Genomic DNA, 22,964 nt, shown 5'->3' with positions numbered 1-22,964 from the left:
TTATTCATCCTTCGGCGCATCGGGGATCGAAGCAGACAGCGCATCGCGCCAGGCGTCCAGCCGCGCCGCCAGCGCCGGGTCGGAGACCGCAAGGATCCCCGCCGCCATCAGGCCCGCATTGGCCGCACCCGCAGCCCCGATGGCCATGGTCGCCACCGGAAAGCCTTTTGGCATTTGCAGGATGGAATACAGGCTGTCGACGCCCGACAGCGCCTTGGTCTGCACCGGCACACCGATCACCGGCACGCGGGTCTTGGAGGCCATCATGCCTGGCAGGTGGGCGGCACCGCCCGCACCCGCGATGATGACTTTCAGCCCGCGCTCCACGGCGGTCTTGCCATAGGTCCAAAGCCGGTCCGGGGTGCGGTGCGCGCTGACGATCTTGGCCTCATAGGGGATGCCCAGCTCATCAAGGATGGTCGCGGCCTCGCGCATCGTCGGCCAGTCCGACTGGCTGCCCATGATGATTCCGACCTCGACAGTCATGGCATTCCCCTTGCTTTTGCAGGGGCTTTAGCGTGACGCCGGGCGCGGGGCAAGCGGCCTGCACGGCCCACCAGCATGGATCGTCGGTCACAGGCGATGATTGCAGGCCGCAGGCACGGATCCTGGGCAATGATGATAGAGCAAAGGCGCGGATCGCGGGCGGGGAATGTGGCCTCAGGCGATGATATCGGGGATCAGCTGATCCTCGATCTTCACGATCTGGTCCTTCAGCGCCAGCTTCTGCTTCTTCAGGCGGCGCAGCGTCAGCGCATCGGGGCGGGTGTTCGCCTCCAGGGCGTGGATCGCCTCATCCAGATCGCGATGCTCGCGGCGCAGAACCTCAAGCCTGATGCGCAGCATCTCTTCGAGGTTCAGTTCCATCGAGGCATTCATGTCGGCACATCCTGGCGCAAGAGCTTGGGCGGAGAACGGGCGACGAGTCGTCGTTGTCCAGTTGGTTAAATATAGCGATTTTTCGGGGCTTTGGGAAGAAATCTGCCGCGCTGGCGCAGGGAAACGGCGGTGCCTGTCTCTGTTGCGGGCGTCAGGGCAGGGCGGGGTTGCGCGGGGGCAGTCTGCGCCCCATATTGAGGTCAAGGCCGCGACGCCCTTCGGGGGTCCGGCACGATATGTCGCTTATGCAAGGGCAAGTCGATGACCAAGATCAGCTTCGGGGCACATCCCTATCTGCTCGGGTTCGAACAGCTTGAACGGCTGGTCGAACGCACCGCGAAATCCGGGGATGGCTATCCCCCCTTCAATATCGAGGCGGTCACCGAGAACGCCTATCGCATCACCCTGGCCGTGGCGGGTTTCCGCGAGGAAGACATGTCGATCACGGTTGAGGATCGCCAGCTGGTGATCCGGGGCCGCCAATCCGATGACAGCGCCGAACGGGTCTGGCTGCATCGCGGCATTGCCAGCCGCGCCTTTCAGCGCAGTTTTGTGCTGGCCGACGGGGTTGAGGTCGGTGGCGCGCATATGGAACACGGGCTGCTGCATATCGATCTGCACCGGGTGGTGCCGGATACGGTGGTGCAGACCATCCCGATCCGCTCGGGGCGCGCCAATGCGCCCGCGGCCCCCGTCAAACGTATCGAAGCGAAGTAAGAAGGAGGACGATCATGGAAACCAAGGTCAATTTCCTGCCGGAGACCGGGGGCCGCATCGTCTATGTGCGTCCGGTGGCTGTTGTCGATCTGCCGGAGGACATTCAGGCGCAGGCCGAGGGGCTTGAGACGCTTTATGCGCTGTATCGCCCCGATGGCGAGCGGCTGGCACTGGTGAAGGATCGCGGTCTGGCCTTCCAGCTGGCGCGTCAGAACGATCTGGCCCCGGTCAGCACGCATTGATCGTCAGGTAGGCCTCGGGTGCCCGCATCCGCCAAACCGGCACAGATCAAAGATGAGAACGGCACCCCACGGGGTGCCGTTTTGCGTTGAAAAGGGCGGCGATCAGACCTTGTCGCGCCCGATCAGCAGGATGCAGACCATGGTGATCGCGGCGGCGGCCAGCAGGTAAAGGCCAACGGCCCACATGCCGTAAGCGGTGGCAAGCCAGGTCGCGGCATAGGGGGCCAAGGATGCCCCGAAAATGCCGGCAAAATTGAAGGTCATCGACGATCCGGTATAGCGCACCTCGGTCGGGAAGGGGGCGGCCAGGGCCGCACCGATCACGCCATAGGTCAGCCCCATCAGGAACATGCCCAGCGTCACGAAGCCATAGATCTGCGCAACCGATCCGGTCAGCAGTGGGGCCAGCGCAAAGGAGAAGGCCGCGATCAGCGCAGTCACCACCAGCAGGAAGGCATAGCGCCCGGTGCGGTCTGCAACCTTGCCCGCGATCACGATGGCGATCCCGAAGATGACCGAGCCATAGATCTGCACCGCCAGCGCGTCCTTGAACGAGATGCCGCGCACCTTGATGTTATAGGACAGAAGGTAAGCCGAGCAGATATAGAACAGAACAAAGGTGACCAGCGCCACAAAGGTGCCCAGCACGAGGCTGCGCTTGTGGTGGCGGAACAGCTCGGCGGCGGGGACCGCCACGCGCTCTTCCTTGTCGATGGCTTTCTGAAACTCCGGTGTCTCGGTCAGCGACAGGCGCACCCAGAGACCGACCGCGATCAGCAGGATCGAGCCCACGAAGGGAATGCGCCAGCCCCAGGACAGAAGCTGTTCCTGCGACATGAAATGCAGGAGCACCCAGAACAGCCCCGAAGACAGGAACAGGCCGACCGGCGCGCCCAGTTGCGGAAACATGCCATACCAGCTGCGCTTGCCTTCGGGGGCGTTTTCGGTGGCGAGCAGCACCGCACCGCCCCATTCTCCGCCAAGGCCGAAGCCCTGACCAAAGCGGCACAGCGCCAGCAGCAGCGGCGCGGCAATGCCGATGCGCTCATATCCGGGCAGCAGGCCGATGATCACGGTCGAAATGCCCATGGTCAGCAGCGCCGCGACCAGCGTGGTCTTGCGGCCGATCCGGTCGCCGTAATGGCCAAAGACCAGTGCGCCGAAGGGGCGCGCGAAGAAGGCGATGGAGAAGGTGGCGAAAGACGCCAACAGGGCGGTCATCGGATCGCTGCCCGGGAAGAACAGTGTCGGGAAGACCAGCACGGCGGCGGTGGCATAGGCGTAGAAGTCGAAGAATTCGATGGTGGTGCCGATCAGGCTCGCCCCAAGAACGCGGGCGGGTGAGTTGGTCGGCCCTGCCAATGCGGCAGAGGGGGGCAGCGTTGCGTCAGACATGATTTCCTTCCTTCGCCCTTAGGGTCGGGCGACCTGTCTGGCGGGCTTAGGAAGGAAATATTGCCGTGAAAACCTGCAAAGCGACATTTTCGGCATGTTGCAGGGCGGGTTTGCGCAATGCGCATGGCTCCGCTGCGGATACTTGGGGCCCGGAGGTGGCACAAAGCCACCACCGGTGTGGTTCATGGGGGCAAGGTGCCCTGGCCTGACCTGTCAGTGCCCGGCCAGCCAGCGTTCGGCGTCAAGGGCGGCCATGCAGCCCATGCCGGCGCTGGTGATGGCCTGACGATAGATATGGTCGGTCAGATCGCCCGCGGCGAAGACCCCGGGGATCGAGGTGCGGGTGCTGCCGGCCTCGACCTTCACATAGCCGCCATCATGCAATTCCAGCTGATCTTTCACCAACTCAGAAGCCGGGCTATGGCCGATCGCCACGAAGAAACCGGCGCAGGGCACATCGGTGGTCTCGGCGGTCTGCACATTGCGCGCGCGCACGGCGGTGACCCCCAGCGGCGTGTCGTCACCCAGAACCTCGGTCACCTCATGGTTCCACAGCACCTCGACCTTCGGGTGCTTGAACAGGCGGTCCTGCATGATCTTTTCGGCGCGCAGGCTGTCGCGGCGATGGATCAGCGTCACTTTGGTCGCAAAATTGGTCAGGAACAGTGCCTCTTCCACGGCGGTATTGCCGCCGCCGATCACCACGACCTCTTTGCCGCGATAGAAGAAGCCGTCACAGGTGGCGCAGGCCGAGACGCCGAAGCCCTTGAACTTTTCTTCCGAGGGCAGGCCCAGCCATTTGGCCTGTGCGCCGGTGGCCAGGATCACCGCATCGGCTGTATAGGTCATGCCGCTGTCGGATGTCGCGACAAAGGGGCGCTGCCCCAGATCGAGCTTCGCGATATAGTCAGAGACGATGTCGGCGCCCATGGCACGGGCGTGCTCTTCCATCCGCACCATCAGGTCGGGGCCCTGAACATGGGTGTCACCCGGCCAATTCTCCACCTCGGTGGTGATGGTCAGCTGGCCGCCCGGTTGCAGGCCCTGCACCAGAACCGGCTCCAGCATGGCGCGCGCCGCATAGACGGCGGCCGTGTAGCCCGCAGGGCCGGAGCCGATGATCAGAACCTTGCTGTGCCGCGTCTCGCCCATGATACCCAATCCTTGATGTCTGGGCTTCATATAGGCTGCACCCCGGCCAAGGGCAAATGCGTTTCACCCGCATGACCGGGTTGCGCCGGGCGCAAGGGCAGGGGGGGGGGCGATTCTGGCGCGCGCATGTCGTTTCTCTTGCTTCAGGTGAAACAATGTTGCGCTGATCCGCTTATGAACCTAATGTCCGCGCAGGGAAGACGCCGGGCACGAGGGCCGGACACGGGCCAGGAGGGGCGCGTGCGGCCAAAGCGGCCTTGCGCCAATAACAAGGATGATCACATGGCCGGTTCGCGGCTGGACCCCATCGACCGTCACATTCTGGCCGAATTGCAGGCGGATGGGCGGATGACAAATGTGGAATTGGCCAAGCGCGTCGGCATCTCCGCGCCGCCCTGTCTGCGGCGGGTGCGCACGCTGGAGGAGGCGGGCTACATCCGCGGCTATCACGCCGATATCGATGCGCGTGAACTGGGCTTCGAGGTGGCGGTCTTTGCCATGGTGCGGCTGCACAGCCAGGCCGAAAGCGACCTGTCGGCCTTTGAGGAACGCTGCCGCAAATGGCCGCTGGTGCGCGAATGCCATATGCTGAATGGCGAGATCGACTTTATTCTGAAATGCGTGGCCCCCGACCTGTCGGGCTTCCAGAGCTTTCTGACCGGCGAGTTGCTGAAAGCCGACAATGTGGCCAGCGTGAAGACCAGCCTTGTCATCCGCTGTGCCAAGGATGAACCTGGCCTGCCCTTCGATGTGCTGGAAGAGCGGCTGAACCGCACCGCTTGAAACAGCCATGCCCGGAATGCCAGAAGCCGCCCGAAGGGGCGGCTTTTTCGTGCGGTGATCGCGCTGCAGGTGCAGGAAATTTCAGCGGGGCTGGAACATGCGGACCGGGAACCCGCATAACGCAAAGCCCCAAAAGCAGAACAGGCGGCCCCGTAATGCTGAGCAGAGGGTCTCAGCTAGGGGCCGCCCGTGCAGAGCTGCACACACTGTCACGCGCCGGTTAAGGGAACCGGCAGCGAAGGGGGGTGCCTTGGGGAAGATCCCGTGGTCTTACCGCGCCGCCATCCGCATCACATTCCCCGCATTTGCTGGGTCCGTAGATCAAAGATGGCCAAAAGGCGGCGCGGTGTCAAAGAAAAATCACGCCTGTTCGCTATCCGTCTGATTTAAAACAAATTTGCCTCAATTGTTTCCTATCGGCGATGCCATGGCGGCAAATGCACGGCAAGGTTGATCGGGTCGGATCGCGCAGCAGGCCGAATCAAATGAAAAAGACCGCCCAGAGGCGGCCTTGGTGATTCTGTCGCAGGGCTGGTTCAGCGCGCGGCAAGCGCCTGTGCCGGGACGGCGGGCTTGGCCAGCGCGGGTTGTGCCGAGGATTGCATGGCGGCAGGACGGCGGCGCATACCGCGCTGCCAAGGCATCGTAACCTGCATGTCCTGCGCGGTCGCGATCACCGATTTCAGCCAGCGACGTTCCTTTTTCATGCTCTGCTCCATGACATTCTGTCTCTTTTTGCTATGGCCGGACCGGGGGGGCGAACGACCTTCAAGAAGCAGAATCGCTGTTCATTGCGGCGGGGATGGGGACAGGAATGTGGCATTTGACCGAATTCCCGAGATCGGCGCGTGCTGTGGACTTTGCCGACCAATGCCATGAATTGTTATGAAATTCAGGCCAGACCTGACGAATTTCGAGGATTGTTTCCAGAATTGCGGCAAAAGCGCGGCAAATATCGCCGCAATCCTTTACAGCCGGATGCAGGAAATCAGTCTTCCGTAATCCGCCTCGGCGGCATGGGTGGTGCGGCGATAGGAATAGAAGCGCGCCGGATCGCTATAGGTGCAATGGCCTGTCCATTGCGCCTGCGCTACGCCCGCAGCACGCAGGCGCGCCAGCGCATAGCCCGGAAGATCGAACAACGCGCGATCGCCCTTGCCATTGGCGAAAAACCGCGCGGCTTGCGCATCACCGTCAACAAAGTCCTGCACGAATTCCGGCCCGACCTCATAGGCGGCCTGGCTGATGGTTGGCCCGATCACGGCGGTAATGCGGTCGCGCTGCGCGCCCAACCCCTCCATCGCGGCCAGCGTGGCTTCCAGAACACCGTCACGGGTGCCCCGCCATCCGGCATGGGCCGCGCCAATCACCCCGGCGGCGGCGTCGGCAAACAGCACCGGCTGGCAATCCGCGGTCAGAATGCCCAGAACCAGCCCCGGCGTGTTGGTCACCATCGCATCGGCGCGGGGGGCAGGCCCGTCATGTGGCCCGGTGATCACCGCCACATCGGGGGAATGCACCTGATGCACGGTCACCAGCGCCGCGACGGGCGCTCCCATGGTCTCGGCCACGCGGGCGCGGTTGATCTGCACCACCTCGGCCAGATCGCTGCTGCCGGTGCCGCAATTCAGCCCGGCAAAGATGCCCGACGAGGCCCCGCCCTTTCGGGTGAAAAATCCGTGGCGCAGCGGCGCGAGTGCAGGCGAGGTGATGGTCTCGATCGGGGACATCTGCGGCATGGGTCAGGCAAATCCGGGGGGCGGCAAGGTGCCGGGGGCATGAAGGGCAAGGGCTTTGAACAGCGTCCCCATTTCGGCGGGGTCGGTCAAGCGGCGCGTGGCGGCAAGGTGGGTGTCAAGGGCTGGGCCTGTCAGCCGTGCGGCAAGTGCGGAGCTGCGCGCCGCAATACCAAGGGCGGTCAGAACCTCGCCTTGCGTGCGGTAGGCGACGGGGCAGGTGGCGGCCTGGGCCAAGGCCGCGAAATCGACATGTGCGGTCAGATCAGCCTGGCCGGGTTCTGCAAGCGGATCGGTGAAGGCATGGTTTCGCAGCGCCTGAAACGTATCGCCCCGGCTCTGCCAGCCGCCATAATCCACGATCAGGGCCGCGCCGCCATGGCGTGTGATGCGGCTTGATATTTCGGCCATGATCGGGCCGGCAGCAGGGCAATATTCCACCACATCGCCCGGTGCGGTGTCGGCCAGCCGATGTTCCAGCAGCGCGAGCGGTGCCGGGGCGGACAAGGCGAGTTGCAGCCTGCCTGCACCCTGCGTCCCATCTGCAGAATTTGCTCCCCCCGCGTTTTCCGTGACCATCGTCTCGCGCCAACCCGCCGCATCGCGGGTGAATTGCCGGATCGGCAGCGCGTCGAAAAATTCGTTGGCCAGCAGGAACAGTGGCTGCTGCGGCAGATCGCCCGCATGGTCGCGCCAGGTTACCGGATGGGTGCCAAGGGCCGCACGTTGCGTCGCACGCAGGGCGGGCGAGGCCTCTATCAATGTGACCTCGGCGGCCGCATGAAAGCCGGGAACGCGGGCGGTGGCGCGCAGCACATCGGCCATCAGCGTGCCGCGGCCGGGGCCAAGTTCTGCCAGCGTGAAACGGGCAGGTGCCCCGCTATCGAGCCAGTGCTGCGCCAGACACAGCCCCAGCAATTCGCCAAACATCTGGCTGATCTCAGGCGCGGTGGTGAAGTCCCCCGCCGCGCCAAACGGCACCTGCGTGGTGTAATAGCCGTGTTCGGGATGCAGAAGGCATTCGGCCATGTAATCGGCCAGACGCATCGGCCCCTCCAGCCGGATACGGCGGATCAGCAGCGCTTCAAGCGGGGACATGCTTGGTGCGGACACTGCGGGCGCGGATCACAAGCCAGATGCCGACAAGGATCATCGGCAATGACAGAACCTGACCGGCGGTCAGGCCATAGCCGCCCAGATGGATGTAAAGGCCCAGCGGGTTTTCAGCGGTCACGAATTGCGCATCGGGCTGGCGGAAAAATTCGACAATGAAGCGTGCAAGCCCATAGCCCGCAAGGAAAGTGCCCGCGATCAGGCCGGCGCGGAAGAACGCGCTTTTGGCGCGGAAGGCCAGCCAGATCAGAATGATACCCAGCAGCAGCCCTTCCAGTCCCGCCTCGTAAAGCTGGCTCGGATGGCGGATGCAGGGGCCCTCCATCGTGGCACAGGCCTGCGCGGCCTCACCCGGGAAGGCAAAGCCCCAGGGCATGGTCGTGGCACGGCCCCAGAGTTCGGCATTGATGAAATTGGCGATCCGCCCCAACAGCAGGCCGGGCGGCGCGGCCAGCGCCAGCAGATCGGCCATCGGCAAAAGCGCGATGCCCTCGCGGCGGCAGAAGATCAGGGCGGCAACCACGACCCCCAGGAAACCGCCATGGAAGGACATGCCGCCCTCCCACACCTTCAGAATATCCCCCGGATGGCTCAGGTAATGCCCGGGCTGATAGAACAGCACGAAACCAAGCCGTCCGCCCAGAACCACGCCCACGATGATCCATGTCAGCAGCCGGTCCAGCTGTTCGGCATTCAGCGGGGCCGTGCCGCCCGGCCAGAGCCTTGGGCTGCGGATGGCCCGCAGCACCAGCCGCCACCCGATCAGCAGCCCGGCAATATAGGCCAGGGCATACCAGCGCAGCGCCAGATGCAGCCCGAACAGGTTGATCGAAAAGATCTCGGGCGAGATATCGGGAAAGGGCAGGTAAGGGGTCATGCCTGGCTCCGCGTTTCGGGACGTGTCTAGCCGGCGGGCCATAGGCCGCGCCTCGGGATGCGGTCAGCTTGTCAGGCGGGCATGGCGCTTTGTCAACCGGATGCCGCGCCCCTTGCGGGCGCGGGCCGGGCACCGCATATAAGGCAGGCAAACGCAGGAGAGACCCATGCAGAGCCGCAGCAAGATCCTTGACGATATCTCGCAGCTGATGACCAACGCCATGGGCGTGGCGCAAGGTGCGAAGACCGAGGCCGAGACCGCGGTGAAAAGCCTGATGGATCGCTGGCTGGCGGATCGCGATTTCGTCTCACGCGAGGAATTCGATGCCGTCCGCGCCATGGCGCAGAAGGCACGGGAAGAGAATGAGGCGCTTTCCGCCCGTCTGGCAGCCCTTGAAGCATCGGCTGCGCCGAAGAAGAAGTGACCTGAAGCCCTGGGCGACGTGCTGCCCGGGATACAGATGGTGGATGGTGCAACGGTCGGGGGCAGCCTCGGCCGTTTTGCTTTGCTTTGCTTTGTCATCCCTTGTGCAGCCGTCTTGCCCGGCGGCGGGCAGCTCATGCGGCGGGCAGGGAGGGCTGCGGATCCTTCGGGAATGCGCGGCCTGGATCGGCAAGGGCGGTGGGGCGAAGATCTGCCGGTTTCGCCGCACAGGACCGCAATCCGGGGCTTGCAGACCCCGCCCGCGCGATGTTAAGCGGGGGCCAGAGCGGCGGGTATGGTGTAGTGGTAGCGCCTCAGCCTTCCAAGCTGATGGGGCGGGTTCGATTCCCGCTACCCGCTCCAGGTTTTTCAACAGTCGCTCGATTTCCCGTCACCACCTTCTTCTGTTGCGACAGGTTCAGGCTTTATGCCCGCATCTTGAGCCTGCGGCTGGTCATCGCCCCTTCGCGGCGTGACGGCTTGGCTGCGCCATGCGGTGCCTTTGGCCTTCAAGTGAAGAAGACCGGGAGCGTACCCCTGGCCTTCTGTTTCGCGGTGCGGGTACTGGGGATACCCGCATCGCGAAACACCGTGCCCCGATGCCCCGCATGATGATCGCGGGGCTGTGGGGGACATCTCTTGTGCCTGCTTTTCAGGCCGTCTCTTGCCAGGACGTTGCCGCTACATCGGCGGAACGGCAAGGGGGGACATGCAGTTCAGGCCGTGCGGCCTTGTCGTCAAATCCAGGGCGTCAGGACGAAGACGCGTGCATCGCGTCTTCGGGCGGCGGCGCAGGGGGCGGATGTGATCTGCCAAACATGCTGCGGCACCGGGAAGGGGCCGCAGCAGCGGGACGCGCGGCGTCACCCCCGCAGTCAGAGATTGCCCGCCTGCGGCATCCCCAGGACGTGAAAGCCGCCATCGACCCGCACAACCTCACCCGTGGTGAAGGCCCCGTAATCGGAACACAGCCAGACGGCGGTGCCACCCACAGCCTCCAGCGTCGCGTTGGAGCGCAGCGGGGCGTTTTCTTCGGTATGGCGATAGGTGGCGCGGGCCCCGCCGATGGCGGCCCCGGCCAGCGTTTTCATCGGCCCGGGCGAGATTGCATTGACCCGGATGCCCTGTGGCCCCAGATCATTGGCCAGATAGCGCGTGGCGCTTTCCAATGCGGCCTTGGCCACGCCCATCACGTTGTAATTCGGCGTGACCCGGTTCGAGCCCTGGAAGGTCAGCGTGATCAGGCTGCCACCTTCGGGCATCAGATCGGCGGCGCGGCGCGCAACGTCGATGAAGGAGAAGCAGGAAATATCGAGCGAATGCTTGAAATTCGCCCGGCTGGTATTGATGAAACGCCCGGTCAGCTCGTTCTTGTCGGAAAATGCGATGGCATGGATCAGGAAATCGATCTGGCCCCAGCGGTCCTTCAGCTTGCCAAAGCAGGCGGCAAGGCTGTCATCATCGGTCACATCGACATCGACCAGAAAGTCCGACCCGACCGAGGCGGCAAGCGGTTCGACCCGCTTGCCGAAGGCTTCGCCCTGATAGGAAAAGGCCAGCTCTGCCCCCTCATCTGCCAGCGCCTTTGCGATGCCCCAGGCGATGGATCGCTCATTCGCGACGCCCATCACCAGCCCGCGCTTGCCTGTCATCAATCCGGCCATGCCGTCCTCCCGTATTCGATTTTTCGACGAAAAATCGGGGGTTACTTCTGAAACTTGCTCATCACCAGGGTCGCGTTGGTGCCGCCAAAGCCAAAGCTGTTGGACAGCACCGAATCCATCCCGACATTCTCGCGCAGGGTGGTCGCGATCTCTTCGGGTTTCAATTCCGGGTCAAGCTGCGTGACATTGGCCGAGGCGGTGATGAAATCACCCTGCAGCATCAGCAGCGAATAGATCGCCTCATGCACGCCGGTCGCGCCAAGGCTGTGCCCGGTCAGCGATTTGGTCGACGAGATCGGCGGCACATGGCCCTCGCCGAAGACGCGGCGCACCGCACGCACCTCGGTCACGTCGCCCGCGGGCGTCGAGGTGCCATGGGCGTTGATATAGCTGATCTTGCGCCCTTCCGGCAGGGTCGAGACCGCGAGGCGCATCGAGCGTTCGCCGCCTTCGCCCGAAGGGGCCACCATGTCATGACCATCCGAGGTCGCGCCATAGCCGGTCACTTCGGCATAGATCTTCGCGCCGCGCGCAAGGGCGTGTTCCAGCTCTTCCAGCACGACGACACCGCCGCCGCCTGCGATGACAAAGCCATCGCGCGTCGCGTCAAAGGCGCGGCTCGCGGTGGCGGGGCTGTCATTATATTTCGACGACATGGCCCCCATCGCGTCGAACAGGCAGGACAGCGTCCAGTCCAGCTCCTCGCCGCCGCCGGCAAAGACGATATCCTGCTTGCCCATCTGGATCAGTTCGGTGCCGTTGCCGATGCAATGCGCCGAGGTCGAGCAGGCCGAGGTGATCGAATAGTTCACGCCCTTGATCTTGAACGGCGTGGCCAGGCAGGCAGAGTTGGTGCTGCTCATGCAGCGGGTGACCATGAATGGTCCCATGCGCTTGGGCGCGCCCTTTTCCACGACGATGTTATGCGCCTGGAAGAAGTTGGAGGTCGACGGCCCGCCGGAGCCCACGATGATGCCGGTGCGCTCATTGGAGACGTCGCTTGCCTCCAGCCCGCTGTCAGAAATCGCCTGTTGCATGGCGAGGAAGTTATAGGCAGCCCCCGGGCCCATGAACCGCAGGTCGCGCTTGTCGATATGATCTTCCAGCACGATCTGCGGCATCCCGTGAACCTGGCTGCGGAAGCCGCGTTCGGCATATTCCGGCGAGAAGACGATGCCGGACTTGCCCGCACGCAGCGAGGCCTCGACCTCGGCCGCAGAATTGCCGATCGGGGAAATGATGCCGATGCCGGTGATGACGACGCGACGCATGACGTTTCCTTCCTTGAATTCCGGCCCCGCAACGGGGCTTGAAGCAGGTCGCGGGGACCCGCGTCTTAGCTGGTGGAGAGCGCGACCTTCATATCAGTGACCTGATAGATAACCTCGCCATCGGCTTCGACAATGCCATTTGCCACGCCCATGGTCAGGCGGCGGGTTTGGATGGCCTTGGTGAAATCGACCTTATAGGTCAGCATCTTGCGGTCGGGCCGCACCATGCCGGTCAGTTTGACCTCGCCCACGCCAAGCGCATAGCCCCGGCCTTCCCAGCTGCGCCAGCCCAGATTGAAGCCGGTCAGCTGCCACAACCCGTCAAGGCCCAGGCAGCCTGGCATGATCGGGTTGCCGGGGAAATGGCAGTCGAAGAACCAAAGATCCGGCGTAATGTCGAATTCCGCAACCACATGGCCCTTGCCATGCAGACCGCCATCGCCGGAAATATCGGTGATGCGGTCCATCATCAGCATCGGCGGCGCAGGAAGCTGTGCATTGCCCGGACCGAACAATTCGCCGCGCGCACATTTCAGCAGGTCTTCGCGGTCGAAGCTTGTCGGATATACGGTCATCTGTCCCCCGGAATGCCCTGTGGTCTTTCGCATCCTCTATCACCCCGGCTTTGGCCGTGGCAAGGGCGGGCAGGGGGCAAGGGGTGGCAGGGATGCCGCAGCGACATGTAATCTGCGATGCGATCCGCGCGCGCCATCGCGGGGGACGTTCCGCCCGGGCGGGGCCGATCCTCAGACCGGCTGTCGCGAGACTGGCTGTCGCGATCCGCCGCCCGGCCAAAAGCGAAAATTGGCGATAGCATTTGAAACTTTCCGTGCATCACCTTAAATTGCAAGCTGAACAGCATTGGACAGGACCCCATGCAGGCAGAGACACAGGCTCACGATCTGGCGCAGGGCGACAAGACCCAGGACCGGGCACGCGTCCGGGCGGAAGCGTGGCTGACGCATGGTGGCCTGCGGCCCACGCGCCAAAGGGTGTCGTTGGCCACACTTTTGGTGGGTGATGGCGAGGATCGCCATGTCACCGCCGAAAGCCTGTATGCCCTTTCGGCGCAAGGCAGCGAGAAGGTGAGCCTTGCCACCGTTTACAACACGCTGCGCGCCTTTTGTGATGCGGGTCTGATGCAAGAAGTCGTGGTCGACGGGGCGAAAAGCTATTTCGACACCCGCATGGATGACCACCCGCATTTCTATTGGGAGGACAGCGCGACGCTGACCGATGCCCCTGCGGAGCAATTGCAGATCGCCTGCCTGCCCACGCCGCCCGACGGGACCGAGATTTCGCGGGTCGATGTGGTGATCCGGCTGCGCCGCAAGTAACGTCAAGTCAGGTCTGGCGCCCCTCATGTCGGGGGCATCAGGCAGAGATGAAAAGGCCGGGCGATCTGCCCGGCTTTTTGTCTTTATGCGATCAAGCGCGGATCAGAGCCCGGGCAGGATGTTGAACAGCGACCGTTTGCCGAAGCTGACGCCCGGTTTCTGGCCAAAGGCAAAATCGACCCCCAGCTTCAGATAGGTATCGCTCACGCGGTTGCCGGCGGTGTCATCGGCGCTGACCCGGCCGATTTCGCCAGTCAGTTTGGTGGCCTCGCCCATGGCATAATCGCCATTCAGGCCAATGCGCGTGCCGTCGACCACTCCATTCGACTTCATGTAATCGACCGAGGCCCCAAGGCCAAAGCGGTCATTCATCGCCATCCGGCCTGCAACGCCCGCCATGGTGCCATTGCTGCCGACCTCGTCGATCATCGCGATATAGCCGTCCACATGGGTATTGCCGACCATGGTGGCATATTCCAGCCCATAGAAATCTTCGGTGCCCACAACCTTGTCCCAGCCATAGAACAGGCCCGCAGTGCCGCCATTGGCAAAGGTCCAGTTCAGGTGCGTGGTGAAATTCAGCGCCGTGTCATCCAGCGCATGAAGACCCGACAGCCCAAGATCGGTCTGGGTCGAGAAACTTTGCCCAAAGGCCCATTCCAGTTGCACATCTGCCGAGGATTTGGCGCGGTCACTGTCGCCGGTAAAGGCCGAATGCGACAGGCCCGCACGGCCGCCGACAAATTCCGCCTGCGCCGCGAAGGGCAAGGTTGTGCAGGCCAGAACGGCCCCCGCGAGAAGGCTGATGCGCATCTTAAAACTCCTGTAACCGGGTAAGACCGGACTGCTCCGGGCCTTTTGTGGCCCTTGTTCTGGCAAAAGGATAAAACGCCGTGCGAAAGTCGACAAGCACGAATGCGGCGCTTGGGCGGGTTCGCGCGGGCCGGGGCCGTGATGCGGCGGGGCCTGTATCTTGAATGCACCGCCCCCTATGCTGCGGGTCATTGGCCTGATCGGGGGGCGACGGGCGCACGGGGGTGGCGATGGAATTCAAATGGCTGGAAGACTTCCTTTCGCTTTGCGAGACGCATAGCTTTTCGCGCGCGGCAGAGCAGCGCGGCGTGACGCAAAGCGCGTTCTCCCGCCGCATCCGCGCGCTGGAAAGCTGGATGGGGGCGGAACTGGTCAGCCGCGACAGCTTTCCCGTCACCCTGACGCCCGAGGGCCGCAGCTTTCGCGAAACCGCGGAAGAGGCGGTGCGGATGATCGATGCCCGCCGGGCAGAGTTCCGTCACCAGAAGGATAGCGGGCCGGTCATTGCCTTGGTGGCGCTGCACAGTCTGACGGTGACCTTTCTGCCGCATTGGCTGACCCGGCTGCGTGAGGTTCTGGGGCCGGTCGCAACCCGGGTGAAGCCCGAGAATTACGACCGCTGCCTGGAGGCGCTGACCGAAGGTGGATATGACTTTTTCCTGACATTCCATCATGATGCGGTGCCGACGCCGCTGGATGCGCGGGCCTATCCGCATCTGGTGGTGGGCCATGACGCGCTGGTGGCGGTGGCGCGTCCGAACCGCCCCGCGCTTTGGGCGACCGAGGGCGAGGCGCTGCCCTTGCTGCAATATTCGCGTGGATCCTTCCTTGGCCTGATGGCCGCGATTGCGCAGGCCCAGCCCGGCGCGCCGCGCGTCTATGTCGCCCATACCAATGAGGCCAGCATGGCCGAGGCGATGAAATCCATGGCGGTGGAAGGGCACGGCATCTGCTGGTTGCCGCGCCGCATGGTTGCGCCCGAACTGGCCGACGGGCGGCTGATCGTGGTCGGGCCGGAACTTCCGCTGGAACTGCGGCTCTACCGCAATGCGGCACGGGGCCGGGGCCTGACAAACCGCGTCTGGCAGGCTGCGTCTCAGCTGTCTGCCGATTATGCAAAAATGGAATAACCTTGCCGATATTGGCATTGGAATTGCTGCTTCCATGGGCATAAATGCAGGATCAGGCCCCGAAGAAGGGCCGTAATAGCCAAATTTCTGAAAATCCAAGTCCAATCCTGCATGACTGCCGGGCGGCCTCGCCTGCGGTCTGTGCCCTCATATGCGAAAAAGACCCATGAAAAGAACCCGCAGCGAGCATGATCTTCTTGGCGACCGCGATGTGCCGATGACCGCCTATTGGGGCGTGCATACGCTGCGCGCTGTCGAGAATTTCCCGATCTCGGGGCAAAGCATCGGGCAGGTGTCGGATCTGGTCAATGCCTTGGCCGCGATCAAACAGGCTGCCGCCATGGCGAATGCCGATCTGGGTCTGTTGGCCGCAGATCGCCGCGACGCCATTGTCACCGCCTGCGAGGAAATCCGCGCGGGCAAGCTGCATGACCAGTTCATCGTCGACCAGATCCAGGGCGGCGCGGGCACTTCGACCAATATGAATGCCAATGAGGTCATCGCCAATCGCGCGCTGGAAATCATGGGCCGCAAGAAGGGCGACTATCGCTATCTGCACCCCAATGAACATGTCAACCTCAGCCAATCCACCAATGATGTCTACCCGACCGCGCTGCGCCTTGCGGCCTGGGGCGGGATGCATCGGTTGATTGCGGCAATGGCGTCCTTGCGCGGGGCTTTTGCCTCCAAGGCGACCGAATTTGCCGATGTGCTGAAGATGGGCCGCACCCAATTGCAGGAAGCGGTGCCGATGACCTTGGGGCAGGAATTCAACACCTATGCCATCATGCTGGGCGAGGATGAGGCCCGTCTGGCCGAGGCTGCGCAGCTGATCCTTGAGATCAACCTTGGGGCCACCGCCATCGGCACCGGCATCACCGCCCATCCCGATTATGCCGAGCGCGTCCGCGCCCGTCTGGCCGAGGTGACCGGCATTCCGGTCATCACCGCCGCCGATCTGGTCGAGGCGACGCAGGATTGTGGCGCCTTCGTGCAGGTCTCGGGCGTGCTGAAGCGGGTCGCGGTGAAACTGTCGAAGACCTGCAATGACCTGCGCCTGCTGTCGTCCGGCCCGCGCGCGGGCTTCAACGAGATCAACCTGCCGGCGAAGCAGGCCGGATCTTCGATCATGCCGGGCAAGGTCAATCCGGTGATCCCCGAGGTGGTCAATCAGGTCGCCTTCGAGGTGATCGGCAATGACATGACCATCACCATGGCAGCCGAGGGCGGGCAATTGCAGCTCAATGCCTTTGAGCCGGTGATCGCCTATTCGCTGTTCCGCTCGGTCAGCCATCTGATCGCGGCCTGCACGACGCTTGAGGTCAATTGTGTGCGCGGCATCACCGCCAATCGCGAATTGCTGCGCGAGACGGTGGAACGCTCCATCGGGCTTGTGACCGCGCTGAACCCCTATATCGGCTATGCTGCCGCGACCGAAGTGGCGATGGAGGCGCATCGCAGCGGCAAGGGCGTCTATGAACTGGTGCTGGAAAAGGGCCTGATGAGCCAGTCGCGTCTTGACCGCATCCTGCGCCCTGAAGAACTGACCCGCCCGCAAAAGATTGTGGCCTGAGGGCAGGGGGCAACGGGGGCCAAGACCCGGGGCACCTGAAACCGGCCGAGAAGCCGTGGCCTAGATCTGGGGCCTGGATCTGGGGCCGGAACCCAAGGTCTGGGCCGAAGGTCTGCGCCCTGTCGCCGACCCCCGCCGATCGGGGCGGGGGATGGTTGCAAAATCACCCGGGCTGGCCCATCAAAAGGGCAGAATATCAGAGGCGGATTGAATGGAAGATATGATCTATGTGCTGGCCGGTCTGGTTCCGATGGTGACCGGAATCTCTATTGGCAAGAGGCACGGGGTTCTGCCGGGGATTGGTGCGGGCATTGCGGCATTTGTGGTCGTGGTGCTGATCATGGTGGGCTTGGGTTTCGGCTACTGATCGCAAAGTCCATTTCGGCATAAAAAAGGGGCCCTCGCGGCCCAGCCCCTACGATAAATGTTGACGGACCAAGGAGCCGCCATTAAATTGGCGGCTCTTTTCCTTTATTCACATGAATTTTCGGAGACGGGCCAGGCAATACGCTCTCGAAGAAATCTTCGACACAGAAGCGTCGGCTTCCTGTGTTGGTCGGCGGATTTTCCGTCAACTTCTGTCGAAACCCCCACTGCATCAGCTACGGAATACCGCCCAACCCACATGCCGCTGCCGGTCGATCCAGTGGTGATCCTCATCATGGGCATGTGACGGGTTCCGGTTCGGAACGAACTTTCACCTGCCCGACGTGCGGCTCGCACAACATCCTTAAATCCAACCGGGCAGTTGCGCAAGAATATGCAAGAACGATGCGGGTCAATCGTCGGCCGCGCCGCGGTGATGGGTGCATGAACCCGGGTTGCCAGAATTTCGGCATCAGCATGATCCTTATGCCATCCGCTTACCGGGCCTTCGGCCGGACGGCGAAGGGGGATCCGAGGCACCAGTGCAAGTGTTGCGGCGGGACCTTCTCGATCGGGGCAAAGACCCGGCGCCACAAGCGCACGGATCGGACCGGGGATATCCTGCTCAACCTGGTGAACAAGGTGCCGTTGAGCCGGATCTGCGAGATCAACGGCGTCACTTTTCCTCAGGTCTATGCGAAGATCGATTTCATCTACCAGCAATGCCTCGCCATGGCCGCACCGCGCGAAAAGGCTCTGCCCGAATGCCTGTCGGGCGGCCAGCCCGTCTTCGCGACTGATACCCAGACCATTCTTCTGAACTGGCCGGTCCGCGGGCGGCGTGGCACGGTTCCGCTCCTGCACATGTCCACGGTTCATAAGGGGTCGCAGTTCGTGGAGGCATCGACCGTCGACTATGATCCTGACCTATCCGTTGAGGGGAGCGACATGGCCATGGAGAGCTGTGGCGACTTTCTTCGGCCAAGATCCATGCGCCAACATGCCAGGCTGTGGTCTGAGCGCGAGTATCGCGATGCGGTCATGCGCGGGCTGCCCGGATTCTTTGGTCAGGAAGATATGGCGGCCGGCGGCCGCCTGAAGCTGCCCGGAAAGGGCGCTCGTGTGCGGGGCGATGCCTTCATGTATGCTCACATCATGCTGGTCCGAAAAATGATCGGGTCGGAATTCCGGAGCGCGCATTTTTGCGTCGATGCGGATAGCGGACTTGCCGCCGCTTTCTGTGCGCTGTCGGTCGGCATGGTAAATTCGGGCCGGGCGCATATCACCGAGGTGACCTTCGAGAAGGGCATGACCAATGACGAGCGCAGCACCATGGCCACCAGACTGGGCGGCGAGGCATTCCACGCCCTGAACCGGGAGAACCGCGCATCCGTCGATCAGATCCAGGAGCGCCATCCGGAGCTGAACCGACGCCAGGCGCTGGTTGCGCATCTGCTGGAAACCCGGTTCGCGGAGGCCAGCCTGAAGGATCGGGGTCGCATGCTCGCGACGGCAGGGATTGAATGGCCCTTTCACACCAAGGCGGAACCAAGGAAGTCGCTGCGGCTGAAAACGGATCTGGGCCACCTCGGATTCGAGGGTTTGGCAAAGTTGACCTGTGAGGCCACGATCCATCCGGTGGATGCCTGGTTCAACCTGGCCCGGCGCCGCGTGACCGGCTTCGAGCGGGGCCTTCCCACCGCATCGAACCAGCACAGGATCTGGCATGCCTACGGGCTCTACGATCCGGACATGGTCCCGAAACTGGTCACAATCCTGCGGTTCTACCACAACTGGATGCTGCGCGGTCGTGACGGCGCAACCCCGGCGATGCGGATCGGGCTGGCCAAGGGGCTCATCTACCCGAGGGATTTGTTTGCTTTTGCCGTGCCATTTACTTGAGGGTCAGGATGACCCATCATCCCGCTCAATAGTTACGACAAGACGTTTCCTCGCCAGACCTGCGAGTGTGGATTGAATTTGCAGAAGATACCCGCTCGGGAGGCGCCCGTATGAGTATGTTGGTGGGCTCTTCCCGGGGACAGCTCTTATGTCAAATCCCGGCCAAGTGAACTTGTTTAGATTGGACGCAATAACCCAGCTCTTCCGCTCATCGAGGCCGAGATGGCGTTTGATCTCCAAAGGAAGATCGATACTGGTCGATTTTTCTGGCGGTCGCCTCGTGATCGGCGCGAGGAGAAACCTTCCGTCACTAGATGACATGACAACTACACATGCACGGTCCTTCGTCCCCTCCCGAAGCCCGGCCTTGCGTTCGTGAGGCCACAGAAAACTGTAGCGGACCACCGTGCCGTCTACTGGCTTGATACGCAGATCCATCAGAACTGGGTGATCTTGTAATTTGTCTCAATGATCCCGGAAGCTCTGCTTTCCTCAATCTTGACTTCCAATTCCTGGAGCAAGTCATCGGGGAGATCTTCCGCCATAAACGCCTCGCGATCATCGAGCATCTTGAGGCGGTTGTAATCTTCGATGGAGAGCAGGGCGAGACGGTCACGCCCATGAGCGGTGATGATCAATGGCTCCTGCATGGCTTTGTCAGTATATAGCCCAACATTGCGCTGGAATTCGGTAGAGCTGATAGTCACGGTCATAGTAGGCCTCCAGCAAAGTATAGATTACATAATATACGTATTTTGCGCACTTGTCAATGAAACCATTGGGGCCGCCGTTGGCGACCCCAATCTCAACATTTACCGTAGGGGCTGGCCCTCGCGGCCCCTTTTTTCGCCCTGAAGCCGAGGCGGGTTGAGACCTCTGACCTGTAGGAGTCGCGGCCTTTCGGCCCGAGTCTTGAAGCCCGGGCCTCAGACCTCGACCGTGACTGCCCCCATCGGATGCGAGCAGCAGGCCAGGATATAGCCTTCGGCGATGTCATCATCCGAGATGCCGCCATTATGCACCATATGCACCTCGCCGCCGGTCTTGCGGATCTTGCAGGTGCCGCACAGCCCGAAGGTGCAGCCCGACGGGATATTGAGACCGGACCGTTTTGCCACCGCCAGCACCGTATCGGTTTCCGCGCAGGGCGTCGTCACACCAGATGTGGCAAAGGTGATCGAGGCCCCGGCGGTGGCATCGGGCACCACATCGTCCAGAACCGGCGCCTCGGCCTCTGTTGTGACCGGCGCGCCGAAGCTCTCCTGATGATAGCGGTTCATATCGAAGCCAAGCGCGTTCAGCATGTCGCGCACGGCCTGCATGAAGGGCTCTGGCCCGCAGCAGAACACCTCGCGATCCAGATAATCGGGTGCCATCAGCCCCAGCATGATCTGGTTCAACCGTCCCGAAAACCCGTGCCAGGCGTGATAGGGCTCGTGCTCTTCCACGGTGAAGCGCAATTGCAGGCCCGGGACGCGGGACGCCAGCTGCACCAGCCGATCGCGGAAGATGATCTCCGACGGTTTGCGCGCGGCATGGACAAAAACGATGTCGGGCATCTCGCCCGAATCCCAGGCCCAGGTCGTCATCGACATCATCGGCGTGATGCCGGACCCGGCCGAAATGAACAGGTATTTCGACGCGGGGTGCCGGTGCGAGCTGAAGATGCCGCTTGGCCCATAGGCCTTGATCCGCACCCCCGGCTTCAGATGATCCAGCATCCAGCGCGTGCCGATGCTGGTCTTCTGGGCCTTCACCGTGACCGAGATCGACAGGGGCCGCGACGGGCTGGACGAAATCGTATAGGTGCGCTGGACATTGCCGCCCGGCACATTCTTTGGGTCGACCGGCAGATCAAGCGTGATGAACTGCCCCGGCTGATAGTCGAACCACGCGCCCGAAGGCGCGCGGAAAGTGAAGGTTGCGGTATCGGGGGATTCCGGCACCACCATGGTGCATTCCAGCTGTTCGCTGTCAGCCCAGGGTTTTGCCGTCCAGTTCACCTGCTTGGCCATGGATTATTCCGCAGCCATGGCCGGGCGGGGGGCCAGGCGGTCCTGCATGGTTTCGCAATACCAGTCGACGAACTGGATCACGCCCTCTTCCTGAATGGTGGAATAGGGGCCCGGCTCATAGGCCGGCGACAGGATACCCTTCTGGTTTTCCTCCACCACCTGACGGTCCTCGTCATTGGTGTTGTACCAGACTTCGGTCAGGTTCTGCAGATCGTAATCCACCCCTTCGACCGCGTCTTCCGGCACCAGCCACTTGGTCGTCACCTCGGTTTCGGTCGGGCTGAGCGGCAGCACGCGGAAGACGATGGCGTGATCGGCAAGGAAGTGGTTCCAGGTATTGGGATAGTGGAAGAACAGCAGGCTTCCGGCATCGTTAAACGGCATGTCGCCCATGCGTTTCGACACCGCCGCCTTGGTGTTCATCGTATAGCTTTCGGCATTGTTCAGCAGCGGGATCCGCGCCAGACGCCATTGCATTTTCGGGTGATTGATGAAGCGTGAAGGCAGGCCCGCCGCCTCGCAACGCTTCCAATGTTCCAAAATGTCGGGGCTGGCGCTGTCGGGGCCTTCCATCGCGGTCATGCGCGGATTGTCGGAATAGGTCCGGCACAGCGAGGGGTGCGAGCCGCCGCAGTGATAGCATTCGCGGTTGTTCTCGATCACCAGCTTCCAGTTGCCGTTTTCGACAATGGTGGAGCTATGCGCGACCTTGGCCTTTTTCAGACCTGACGGGGCCAGATAGTTCGACATCACCTTGGCCAGATCGGCGATCGGCGGCGGCACTTCGGCCAGACAGATGAAGACCATGCCGCCCAGATCGACGCAATGCACCTTCTTCAGCCCGTGCTGCGAGGGGTCGAACCCTTCCTGCATGTCACGCGCATAAAGCAGCTTGCCGTCCAGGTCATAGGTCCATTGGTGATAGGGGCAGACCAGCTTGGGCGTGCTGCCGGTCGGCTTGGCGCATAGGCGCTGGCCCCGATGGCGGCAGACATTGTGGAAGGCGCGGATCATGCCATCGGCCCCGCGCGTGATCACCAGCGGATAGGCCCCGACCTGAAGCGTGGCGAAATTGCCGGTCTTCGGGATCTCGCAGGCCGGAATGGCAAACAGCCATTCCTTGTAAAAGATATTGTCCAGATCGTGCTGCAACACACCGGGATCGCAATACAGATCGTGGTCGAGCGAATAATTCGGGCGGCGCGCATTCAGGCGCGCCAACATGTCCTGCTGGCTGAGCATCGCATCCTCGCTTCCCGCGCCTCCCCGCGCGGGTGTTCCTGTTGAGGCGGTGGCTTTGGTCGGTGCCGCCTCCTTTCGGATCGTCCCCGGCCACGGCTTCCCGCGGGGCTTGGCAAGGCTGGCGCCCGGGCTATCGGATCGGCTTTTGCAGCCGGATCGTTTCGTCCTGTCAGCCGGATCGGTTCTCGACCCGTTTCACAGAACAACCCGATCCTCCGTCACCGGTGCGGGGGGCAGCGCCGGGGTTGCACCGGCTTGCCAGTTTTCCGGTGTCGCTTTTGATCGCGGCCTCGGACCTCACATCAATGAAGTTATGGCAGAATCGCGTCTTCGC

At 62.7% G+C, this 22,964-nt stretch carries 24 protein-coding genes, 1 tRNA gene and 1 riboswitch; of the genes, 10 read left to right on the top strand and 15 right to left on the bottom strand.

The window, feature by feature from the left end:
- Both purE and GBJ34_RS03190 read right to left on the bottom strand, forming a co-directional pair.
- Complete coding sequence (purE, locus tag GBJ34_RS03195; RefSeq protein ID WP_151717808.1) at positions 1-486, bottom strand: 5-(carboxyamino)imidazole ribonucleotide mutase; 486 nt, start codon at positions 484-486, stop codon at positions 1-3.
- 174 nt (positions 487-660) lie between these two features.
- Positions 661-879, bottom strand: coding sequence for a YdcH family protein (locus tag GBJ34_RS03190; RefSeq protein WP_151717807.1), 219 nt, complete (start codon positions 877-879; stop codon positions 661-663).
- Between the two features lie 261 nt (positions 880-1,140).
- Between GBJ34_RS03190 and GBJ34_RS03185 the strand changes: the two genes are divergently transcribed.
- Complete coding sequence (locus tag GBJ34_RS03185) at positions 1,141-1,596, top strand: Hsp20 family protein (RefSeq protein ID WP_151717806.1); 456 nt, start codon at positions 1,141-1,143, stop codon at positions 1,594-1,596.
- Between the two features lie 14 nt (positions 1,597-1,610).
- Complete coding sequence (locus GBJ34_RS03180; protein ID WP_151717805.1) at positions 1,611-1,838, top strand: DUF1150 family protein; 228 nt, start codon at positions 1,611-1,613, stop codon at positions 1,836-1,838.
- 102 nt (positions 1,839-1,940) lie between these two features.
- On the opposite strand, the gene GBJ34_RS03175 is transcribed toward GBJ34_RS03180, so the two are convergent.
- Both GBJ34_RS03175 and trxB read right to left on the bottom strand, forming a co-directional pair.
- Positions 1,941-3,233 carry an MFS transporter gene (locus GBJ34_RS03175; RefSeq protein WP_151717804.1) on the bottom strand — a complete coding sequence of 431 codons (1,293 nt, stop codon included), beginning with the start codon at positions 3,231-3,233 and terminating at the stop codon, positions 1,941-1,943.
- Positions 3,234-3,446: 213 nt separating this feature from the next.
- Positions 3,447-4,385: a thioredoxin-disulfide reductase gene (gene trxB / locus GBJ34_RS03170; RefSeq protein WP_151717803.1), complete on the bottom strand. Its 939-nt coding sequence runs from the start codon at positions 4,383-4,385 to the stop codon at positions 3,447-3,449.
- A 282-nt stretch (positions 4,386-4,667) separates the two neighbouring features.
- Here trxB and GBJ34_RS03165 point away from each other — a divergent pair, with 282 nt between their 5' ends.
- The gene (locus GBJ34_RS03165; protein ID WP_151717802.1) at positions 4,668-5,168 is read left to right on the top strand and encodes an Lrp/AsnC family transcriptional regulator; all 501 of its coding nucleotides are present in this window, start codon (positions 4,668-4,670) and stop codon (positions 5,166-5,168) included.
- Between the two features lie 536 nt (positions 5,169-5,704).
- Here the strand turns inward: GBJ34_RS03165 and GBJ34_RS20455 are convergent.
- The 4 genes from GBJ34_RS20455 to lgt form a co-directional block, all read right to left on the bottom strand.
- A complete protein-coding gene (locus GBJ34_RS20455) occupies positions 5,705-5,875 on the bottom strand; it encodes a hypothetical protein (RefSeq protein WP_192931091.1) in 171 nt (56 codons plus the stop codon).
- A 261-nt stretch (positions 5,876-6,136) separates the two neighbouring features.
- Positions 6,137-6,907, bottom strand: coding sequence for a peptidoglycan editing factor PgeF (gene pgeF, locus GBJ34_RS03160; RefSeq protein ID WP_226341023.1), 771 nt, complete (start codon positions 6,905-6,907; stop codon positions 6,137-6,139).
- Positions 6,908-6,910: 3 nt separating this feature from the next.
- Entirely contained in the window at positions 6,911-8,002 is a 1,092-nt protein-coding gene (locus GBJ34_RS03155; RefSeq protein ID WP_151717801.1) for a class I SAM-dependent methyltransferase, read from the bottom strand.
- Positions 7,989-8,894, bottom strand: a complete 906-nt coding sequence (lgt, locus tag GBJ34_RS03150) for a prolipoprotein diacylglyceryl transferase (RefSeq protein WP_151717800.1) — start codon at positions 8,892-8,894, stop codon at positions 7,989-7,991. Before lgt ends, GBJ34_RS03155 begins: the two co-directional genes overlap by 14 nt.
- Before the next feature lie 166 nt (positions 8,895-9,060).
- Between lgt and GBJ34_RS03145 the strand changes: the two genes are divergently transcribed.
- Both GBJ34_RS03145 and GBJ34_RS03140 read left to right on the top strand, forming a co-directional pair.
- Positions 9,061-9,318, top strand: a complete 258-nt coding sequence (locus tag GBJ34_RS03145; protein WP_151717799.1) for an accessory factor UbiK family protein — start codon at positions 9,061-9,063, stop codon at positions 9,316-9,318.
- 288 nt (positions 9,319-9,606) lie between these two features.
- Positions 9,607-9,680: transfer RNA gene (locus GBJ34_RS03140), tRNA-Gly, on the top strand.
- A gap of 512 nt (positions 9,681-10,192) precedes the next feature.
- On the opposite strand, the gene GBJ34_RS03135 is transcribed toward GBJ34_RS03140, so the two are convergent.
- The 3 genes from GBJ34_RS03135 to fabA form a co-directional block, all read right to left on the bottom strand.
- Positions 10,193-10,981, bottom strand: a complete 789-nt coding sequence (locus tag GBJ34_RS03135; protein ID WP_151717798.1) for an enoyl-ACP reductase FabI — start codon at positions 10,979-10,981, stop codon at positions 10,193-10,195.
- 41 nt (positions 10,982-11,022) lie between these two features.
- Entirely contained in the window at positions 11,023-12,252 is a 1,230-nt protein-coding gene (gene fabB / locus GBJ34_RS03130; RefSeq protein WP_151717797.1) for a beta-ketoacyl-ACP synthase I, read from the bottom strand.
- Positions 12,253-12,317: 65 nt separating this feature from the next.
- Positions 12,318-12,827, bottom strand: coding sequence for a bifunctional 3-hydroxydecanoyl-ACP dehydratase/trans-2-decenoyl-ACP isomerase (fabA, locus tag GBJ34_RS03125; protein ID WP_151717796.1), 510 nt, complete (start codon positions 12,825-12,827; stop codon positions 12,318-12,320).
- Positions 12,828-13,127: 300 nt separating this feature from the next.
- Here fabA and irrA point away from each other — a divergent pair, with 300 nt between their 5' ends.
- Positions 13,128-13,589 carry an iron response transcriptional regulator IrrA gene (gene irrA / locus GBJ34_RS03120; RefSeq protein ID WP_151717795.1) on the top strand — a complete coding sequence of 154 codons (462 nt, stop codon included), beginning with the start codon at positions 13,128-13,130 and terminating at the stop codon, positions 13,587-13,589.
- A gap of 102 nt (positions 13,590-13,691) precedes the next feature.
- Here irrA and GBJ34_RS03115 read toward each other — a convergent pair whose 3' ends face one another.
- Positions 13,692-14,402 carry a hypothetical protein gene (locus tag GBJ34_RS03115; protein WP_151717794.1) on the bottom strand — a complete coding sequence of 237 codons (711 nt, stop codon included), beginning with the start codon at positions 14,400-14,402 and terminating at the stop codon, positions 13,692-13,694.
- 230 nt (positions 14,403-14,632) lie between these two features.
- Here GBJ34_RS03115 and GBJ34_RS03110 point away from each other — a divergent pair, with 230 nt between their 5' ends.
- From GBJ34_RS03110 to GBJ34_RS03100, 4 genes are all read left to right on the top strand, one after another.
- Entirely contained in the window at positions 14,633-15,532 is a 900-nt protein-coding gene (locus GBJ34_RS03110; RefSeq protein WP_151717793.1) for a LysR substrate-binding domain-containing protein, read from the top strand.
- A 166-nt stretch (positions 15,533-15,698) separates the two neighbouring features.
- Positions 15,699-17,105 (top strand): aspartate ammonia-lyase, encoded by a 1,407-nt coding sequence (gene aspA / locus GBJ34_RS03105; RefSeq protein WP_151717792.1) that lies wholly within the window; start codon positions 15,699-15,701, stop codon positions 17,103-17,105.
- A gap of 211 nt (positions 17,106-17,316) precedes the next feature.
- Positions 17,317-17,472 (top strand): hypothetical protein, encoded by a 156-nt coding sequence (locus GBJ34_RS20450; protein WP_192931090.1) that lies wholly within the window; start codon positions 17,317-17,319, stop codon positions 17,470-17,472.
- A 443-nt stretch (positions 17,473-17,915) separates the two neighbouring features.
- Positions 17,916-19,373 (top strand): hypothetical protein, encoded by a 1,458-nt coding sequence (locus tag GBJ34_RS03100; RefSeq protein ID WP_151717791.1) that lies wholly within the window; start codon positions 17,916-17,918, stop codon positions 19,371-19,373.
- A gap of 437 nt (positions 19,374-19,810) precedes the next feature.
- On the opposite strand, the gene GBJ34_RS03095 is transcribed toward GBJ34_RS03100, so the two are convergent.
- The 3 genes from GBJ34_RS03095 to GBJ34_RS03085 form a co-directional block, all read right to left on the bottom strand.
- Entirely contained in the window at positions 19,811-20,086 is a 276-nt protein-coding gene (locus GBJ34_RS03095) for a type II toxin-antitoxin system prevent-host-death family antitoxin (RefSeq protein WP_151717790.1), read from the bottom strand.
- 213 nt (positions 20,087-20,299) lie between these two features.
- Complete coding sequence (locus GBJ34_RS03090; RefSeq protein WP_151717789.1) at positions 20,300-21,388, bottom strand: hybrid-cluster NAD(P)-dependent oxidoreductase; 1,089 nt, start codon at positions 21,386-21,388, stop codon at positions 20,300-20,302.
- A gap of 3 nt (positions 21,389-21,391) precedes the next feature.
- On the bottom strand, positions 21,392-22,630 hold the full coding sequence (locus GBJ34_RS03085) for an aromatic ring-hydroxylating oxygenase subunit alpha (protein ID WP_151717788.1): 1,239 nt from the start codon (positions 22,628-22,630) through the stop codon (positions 21,392-21,394).
- A 99-nt stretch (positions 22,631-22,729) separates the two neighbouring features.
- A riboswitch (cobalamin riboswitch) is annotated at positions 22,730-22,945 on the bottom strand.
- Between the last annotated feature and the right edge of the window lie 19 nt (positions 22,946-22,964).

This window comes from Gemmobacter serpentinus (assembly GCF_008973825.1).
Taxonomy (GTDB): domain Bacteria; phylum Pseudomonadota; class Alphaproteobacteria; order Rhodobacterales; family Rhodobacteraceae; genus Gemmobacter; species Gemmobacter serpentinus.
This window is presented reverse-complemented; position numbering and strand designations above follow the sequence as displayed.

What these genes read in the sequence shown, in the direction of transcription:
- purE (WP_151717808.1), bottom strand. Translation starts at nt 486, where the DNA reads ATGACTGTCGAGGTCGGAATCATCATGGGCAGCCAGTCGGACTGGCCG.
- GBJ34_RS03190 (WP_151717807.1), bottom strand. Translation starts at nt 879, where the DNA reads ATGAATGCCTCGATGGAACTGAACCTCGAAGAGATGCTGCGCATCAGG.
- GBJ34_RS03185 (WP_151717806.1), top strand. Translation starts at nt 1,141, where the DNA reads ATGACCAAGATCAGCTTCGGGGCACATCCCTATCTGCTCGGGTTCGAA.
- GBJ34_RS03180 (WP_151717805.1), top strand. Translation starts at nt 1,611, where the DNA reads ATGGAAACCAAGGTCAATTTCCTGCCGGAGACCGGGGGCCGCATCGTC.
- GBJ34_RS03175 (WP_151717804.1), bottom strand. Translation starts at nt 3,233, where the DNA reads ATGTCTGACGCAACGCTGCCCCCCTCTGCCGCATTGGCAGGGCCGACC.
- trxB (WP_151717803.1), bottom strand. Translation starts at nt 4,385, where the DNA reads ATGGGCGAGACGCGGCACAGCAAGGTTCTGATCATCGGCTCCGGCCCT.
- GBJ34_RS03165 (WP_151717802.1), top strand. Translation starts at nt 4,668, where the DNA reads ATGGCCGGTTCGCGGCTGGACCCCATCGACCGTCACATTCTGGCCGAA.
- GBJ34_RS20455 (WP_192931091.1), bottom strand. Translation starts at nt 5,875, where the DNA reads ATGAAAAAGGAACGTCGCTGGCTGAAATCGGTGATCGCGACCGCGCAG.
- pgeF (WP_226341023.1), bottom strand. Translation starts at nt 6,907, where the DNA reads ATGCCGCAGATGTCCCCGATCGAGACCATCACCTCGCCTGCACTCGCG.
- GBJ34_RS03155 (WP_151717801.1), bottom strand. Translation starts at nt 8,002, where the DNA reads ATGTCCCCGCTTGAAGCGCTGCTGATCCGCCGTATCCGGCTGGAGGGG.
- lgt (WP_151717800.1), bottom strand. Translation starts at nt 8,894, where the DNA reads ATGACCCCTTACCTGCCCTTTCCCGATATCTCGCCCGAGATCTTTTCG.
- GBJ34_RS03145 (WP_151717799.1), top strand. Translation starts at nt 9,061, where the DNA reads ATGCAGAGCCGCAGCAAGATCCTTGACGATATCTCGCAGCTGATGACC.
- GBJ34_RS03135 (WP_151717798.1), bottom strand. Translation starts at nt 10,981, where the DNA reads ATGGCCGGATTGATGACAGGCAAGCGCGGGCTGGTGATGGGCGTCGCG.
- fabB (WP_151717797.1), bottom strand. Translation starts at nt 12,252, where the DNA reads ATGCGTCGCGTCGTCATCACCGGCATCGGCATCATTTCCCCGATCGGC.
- fabA (WP_151717796.1), bottom strand. Translation starts at nt 12,827, where the DNA reads ATGACCGTATATCCGACAAGCTTCGACCGCGAAGACCTGCTGAAATGT.
- irrA (WP_151717795.1), top strand. Translation starts at nt 13,128, where the DNA reads ATGCAGGCAGAGACACAGGCTCACGATCTGGCGCAGGGCGACAAGACC.
- GBJ34_RS03115 (WP_151717794.1), bottom strand. Translation starts at nt 14,402, where the DNA reads ATGCGCATCAGCCTTCTCGCGGGGGCCGTTCTGGCCTGCACAACCTTG.
- GBJ34_RS03110 (WP_151717793.1), top strand. Translation starts at nt 14,633, where the DNA reads ATGGAATTCAAATGGCTGGAAGACTTCCTTTCGCTTTGCGAGACGCAT.
- aspA (WP_151717792.1), top strand. Translation starts at nt 15,699, where the DNA reads ATGAAAAGAACCCGCAGCGAGCATGATCTTCTTGGCGACCGCGATGTG.
- GBJ34_RS20450 (WP_192931090.1), top strand. Translation starts at nt 17,317, where the DNA reads ATGGAAGATATGATCTATGTGCTGGCCGGTCTGGTTCCGATGGTGACC.
- GBJ34_RS03100 (WP_151717791.1), top strand. Translation starts at nt 17,916, where the DNA reads ATGAACCCGGGTTGCCAGAATTTCGGCATCAGCATGATCCTTATGCCA.
- GBJ34_RS03095 (WP_151717790.1), bottom strand. Translation starts at nt 20,086, where the DNA reads ATGACCGTGACTATCAGCTCTACCGAATTCCAGCGCAATGTTGGGCTA.
- GBJ34_RS03090 (WP_151717789.1), bottom strand. Translation starts at nt 21,388, where the DNA reads ATGGCCAAGCAGGTGAACTGGACGGCAAAACCCTGGGCTGACAGCGAA.
- GBJ34_RS03085 (WP_151717788.1), bottom strand. Translation starts at nt 22,630, where the DNA reads ATGCTCAGCCAGCAGGACATGTTGGCGCGCCTGAATGCGCGCCGCCCG.